The sequence below is a fragment of the Streptomyces sp. NPDC002306 genome (assembly GCF_053593435.1).
The window spans coordinates 1-2,978 of sequence record NZ_JBSFCK010000120.1 but is presented as its reverse complement, the minus strand read 5'-3'; the positions used below and the strand labels follow the sequence as shown (position 1 = coordinate 2,978).

3 protein-coding genes and 1 pseudogene are annotated in these 2,978 nt (G+C 64.0%); all 4 read left to right on the top strand.

The genetic code is table 11. The features are described 5' to 3' along the window. The first annotated feature begins 848 nt into the window (after positions 1-848). Positions 849-1,253, top strand: a complete 405-nt coding sequence (locus tag ACWCQK_RS42235) for an FKBP-type peptidyl-prolyl cis-trans isomerase (RefSeq protein WP_451164558.1) — start codon at positions 849-851, stop codon at positions 1,251-1,253. Between the two features lie 60 nt (positions 1,254-1,313). Next, complete coding sequence (locus ACWCQK_RS42230) at positions 1,314-1,436, top strand: hypothetical protein (protein ID WP_451164556.1); 123 nt, start codon at positions 1,314-1,316, stop codon at positions 1,434-1,436. Positions 1,437-1,749: 313 nt separating this feature from the next. Then, a pseudogene (locus ACWCQK_RS42225) lies at positions 1,750-2,592 on the top strand (IS5 family transposase). A gap of 32 nt (positions 2,593-2,624) precedes the next feature. Further along, positions 2,625-2,978: helix-turn-helix domain-containing protein (locus ACWCQK_RS42220; protein WP_451164554.1), on the top strand; the 354-nt coding region annotated here is incomplete at its 3' end.

The window sequence follows — 2,978 nt, the reverse complement described above, 5'->3', positions numbered from 1 at the left end:
GTCGTACAGGTCGCTGAAGACCCGGCGGGCGATCTTGTCGTCCGCCGGCCGCTCGCCTTCCCAAACAGCCAGGTCGTAGCTCATGCGCGGAGGCTTTCACACCGCCCTGACAGCCAAAAGAAACAACGTCTTAGTGGGTGCCGGCCAGTCCACCCTCACCGGAGATGTGGATGGCCGGGGGCCAAACGGGGGGCCAAACCCGGCAACCAAGCCGGGACTGGCACGGACAGCAATGGACGGAGCTGGCGCAGAACGAGAAGGTCAGGGTGACCACGAATCGAGGTCACGAAGGCGCCTGATCGCGTTCGGGACGAAGAGGTCGCTCCCTACAGAAGCCGAAGCCAGATCGGCAATCAGGTGGCCAGGAAGTCTCGTTGCTCTCACGATGAGTGCATGGACCGGTTGCAGCACAGCGCTTGGCGGTATACAGCGGAGGTACTCCCACCCGAGGAGCTCCCGATGCTTGCTGCTCATGCACTCGTCGATGGGCGTGATTCCCCCGCCCTGCGCGAACGGGATCCACCACGAACTCAGCGACACCGGCCTCGCCCGCGCAACCCTCACCACCCCGATCGCCGGCCCGCGCCGCAACGGACACCGCCCGCCCTGCTCACCACTGGCGACCCGGCCAGCGCCTTCACTCAGCTGCGCCTGCTGGCGATTACTGCGTAACCTGTGCGTGGCGGTCGCGTTCGTCGGCTGTGCGAAAGATCATCACGTATGGCCGCTGGATCTGGTGTGCTCCGGGGGCTGGCACGCTCGGTAGCGTGACCATCTGCTGCATGGAGTGTCCATGTGTGTCTGGCTGGTCCGTGCGACGGCTTCCGACGGAGAGTGATGAGGCTGCAATGAGTGAACTGACGAAGCCCAAGGTCGACGTTCCGGAGGGTGACGCTCCTACCGAGCTGACCATCCGGGACCTGGTCGTTGGGGACGGGGCTGAGGTGAAGCCGGGCATGGTGGTAAGGGTCCATTATGTCGGGGTGACCTTCGAGTCCGGAAAGGAGTTCGATGCCTCCTGGGACCGGGGCCAGCCGTTCAAGTTCGCCCTGGGCAGTGGCAAGGTCATCAAGGGCTGGGACCGGGGAGTGAGGGGGATGAAGGTCGGCGGTCGGCGCGAGATCATCATTCCCCCACGTCTCGGCTACGGCAATCAGTCGCCTTCGCCGCTGATCCCGGCAGGCTCGACCCTGGTCTTCGTGGTGGACCTGCTGGACTCGTATTCCAGCACGACCGGGTGGAGCAACGCCTAATGCCCCTGGCTGCTCCTCCACTGCGGCCTGCTGCGTCGCCCCTCGGGGTTGGGCGCCGCCATGCTCCGCGCTGCCGCTCCCGCCGCCGCCTCCGCAGCGTCCGAACGGTTCCGCTGCGACTCATTGACCGCCGAAGGCCACAAGGCGACCGACTTCCTCAACGGCCTGCTCGGCGCCGCCTGAACCTCTGAAGCCGGCGGCCGCGTTCGGCAATCGGAGGAGGTCCCCGGCGGAATCCAGCTCGTCGCACTGCGGATCACAGCGCCGGTCCGAGAGGGCGTTTATGCAGGTCAAGACCCATATATGACTCTCATCCCTGCCCCAATTTGATGGCTGACATCCCGTTGGCGCTGAATGATGCTCTCCGGGGCGCGGGGCCGGTCGCCTGTCTCGTTCGCATCTATGCCCGGAAGTCCGTCTGGTTTGAGGATGCCATGGAATCGCCTGTTCACCAGCGGAACCTGGCGCTCCGGCTTGCCCGTGATCACGCTACGCCGTGAGCGAGCGTAAGCCGTACCCCAGCGACCTGTCTGACGCCCGATGGGCCCTGATCGAGCCGACGTTGACGGCCTGGAGGAAGGCCCGGCTCGACCGCAGGCCAACCGGACAGCCGGCCAAGGTCGATTTACGGGACGTCTTCAATGCGATCGTCTACGTGAACCGCACGGGGATCCCCTGGAAGTACCTCCCGCACAACTTCCCAAGCCATGGCACCGTCTATGCCTACTACGCCGCGTGGCGGGACGAAGGAATCTTTGCTCAGCTCAATTATGAGCTGACGGGACTGGCCCGGGTGAAGGAGGGACACAAGCCTGAGCCGACCGCCTCCGTGATCGACACTCAGAGCGTGAAGACCTCCAGCAACGTACCCCTGACCAGCCAGGGAACGGATACAGCCGAGAAAATCGTCGGGAGGAAACGCGGCATCCTCACCGACACGATCGACCTCATCCTCGCCGTGACTGTCACCGCCGCCGGCATGTCGGAGAACGTGCTGGGAATGCGCCTCCTCGACCAGGCGAAGGAGAAGTATCCGACCATTTCAAAGAGTTGGGTCGACACCGGATTCAAGAACGCCGTCGTTGAGCACGGCGCCCGCCTCAGAATCGATGTCGAAGTCGTCCACAGAAACCCGGATATTCGCGGATTCCACATCGTGAAGAGGCGCTAAGTGGTCGAACAAAGTATCGGTTGGATCATGATGCACCGTCACCTCGCCCGCGACTACGAGACCCTCACCAGCAGCTCCGAAGCCATGACCCACAGTGCCTCGATCGACAACCTCGCCAAGCGCATACTGACTTCAGCTCGTTGGGGTGAATCGCTGCGAAGTCCCTGATGGGTGTGGGTGATTGCCTGTATCCGTGGTCTGTGAGATATGCGGATGGGGGCGGGCTGTCTCCTGTGGGGCGTCGGCGTGGGGAGACGGTACGGATGCAAGCGGCCGAACTGTTCGAGCAGCAGATCGCGGTGTCGGAAGTCGCGCATAGGTTGCGGGCGAGCGTGAAGTCGGCTTATCAGTGGCACCAGTTGTGGCGGGATGGTGGTGTTGAGGCTCTGGCCTCCCGGGGTCCGAGCGGGTCACGGTGTCGTCTGTCCTCGCGGTGCCTCGAAAAGCTGACGGGGTTCCTGGAGGAGGGGCCTGCCGCGCATGGCTGGACGGAGGACCAGGTGTGGACCGCATCGAGGGTGGCGACCTTGATCGGCAGGAAGTTCCACGTCTCC